Source organism: Streptomyces sp. DvalAA-14 (genome assembly GCF_900091855.1).
GTDB lineage: Bacteria > Actinomycetota > Actinomycetes > Streptomycetales > Streptomycetaceae > Actinacidiphila.
On the sequence record NZ_FMCH01000457.1, the window covers coordinates 1 to 1,471 of the forward strand.

Sequence of the window (1,471 nt, forward strand, 5' to 3'; positions counted from 1 at the left end):
CCGCCGCCCTGGCGGGTGGCCGGGCCATGGGCGCCGAGGCCCGCCGGGAGCGGTTCGCCGCCGGGCTCTACGGCCTGGCCGAGACCGCCGCCGAACACGGCGGCCTGGCCGGGCTGCCGCGCGGTGAGGCCGCCCTGGCCGCCCTGGAGGGCGCCTGCCGGGCCCCCGGGGTCAGGCCGCTGCTCGGCGACATCGTGGTCACCGAACTCCTCACCGTGGCCGCGCTGGTGGAGCAGCAGCTACGACCGCTGTCCGCGCCCTGGTACGGGCCGGACGAACTGGGCGCGGCCGACCTGTGCCACGCGGTGTCCGGCGGTCCGGCCGCACTGCCGGGACTGCTGGCCAAACGGTTCTGCGGGACACCGCTGATCGTCACCGAGTACACCGTCCGGGTCCGGGAGGCGCTGCTCACCCACCGGGCCGCCGGACTCGCCCCCGCCGTAAGGGCGTTGCTCGGCGACTACCACCGGCTGCTCGCCGCCGAGACCTACCGGCAGGCGGCCCTGGTCACCCCCGGCTCCACCCACGTCCGCCGCTGGCAGCAGCGGTGCGGCGCGCGGCGCGAGCGGATGCGGACCGTGCACCCGGGGATCGACGCCTCCCGGTTCGCCCGCGCCGGCGAGGCCGCCGAGGCGGAGGCGGCGACCGTCCCGGCCGCGCCGGCCGACCCCACCCTGGTCTGGGTCGGGCGACCGGACCCCGCCAAGGACCTGATCGCCCTGCTGCACGCCTTCCACGCGATACGCCGGGAAGAGCCGCACGCCCGGCTGCGGATCTTCCACCTGCGCGGCGCGGACGAACGGTCCGCGTCCTACCTGTCCCACTGCCGCGGACTGGCCGCGCAGCTCTTCCCGGACGAGGCGGCCGGCCCCAACGCGGTCGGCGAGAGCCCGGTCGGCTTCGAGGAGATCGGCTCGCCCGGCGCGCCCGAACCGGCGGACGCCTACGCGGCCGGTGATGTCGTGCTGCTGTCCAGCAGCGCGGAGGGTTTTCCGCTCAGCCTGGTCGAGGCGATGTTCTGCGGGCGGCCCACGGTCTCCACCGACGTGGGCGCGGTGCGCGAGGTGATCGGCGGCACCGGGCTCGTCGTCCCGCCGCGCAACCCCAGGGCGCTCGCCGACGCCACCCTGGAACTGCTGCGCGGCCGGGAGCGGGCCGCCCGGCTGGGCGCCGCCGCCCGCGAACGCGCGCTGGCCCTCTTCACGGCCGGCCGCTGCGTGGACGCCTTCCGCGAGAGCTACCTGTCGGTGGTCGCCCAGCACCCGGTCCGCCGTGAGCCGCTGCTGGATGCGGCGGGGGATCCGCGTCCTTTTACGGCTCCTGCCGAATCTGTTTCGCCGACGCGGCTTGCCCCGAGTGTGCCGCCTGTTCGGCGGGTTCCGGCGGCTGTTGCCCCGGGAGGTGTCCGCCGATGACTGCCGTCTGGTGGTCCCGCGTGCCGGGACGGGTCCGCCGTGAGCCGCTGCTGGAT

1 protein-coding gene is annotated in these 1,471 nt (G+C 76.5%); it reads left to right on the top strand.

Annotated elements, in window-relative coordinates:
* Window positions 1-1,415 (top strand): glycosyltransferase (locus GA0115240_RS24135; RefSeq protein WP_107407206.1); only part of this gene is annotated, 1,415 nt, incomplete at its 5' end.
* Window positions 1,416-1,471 lie beyond the last annotated feature (56 nt).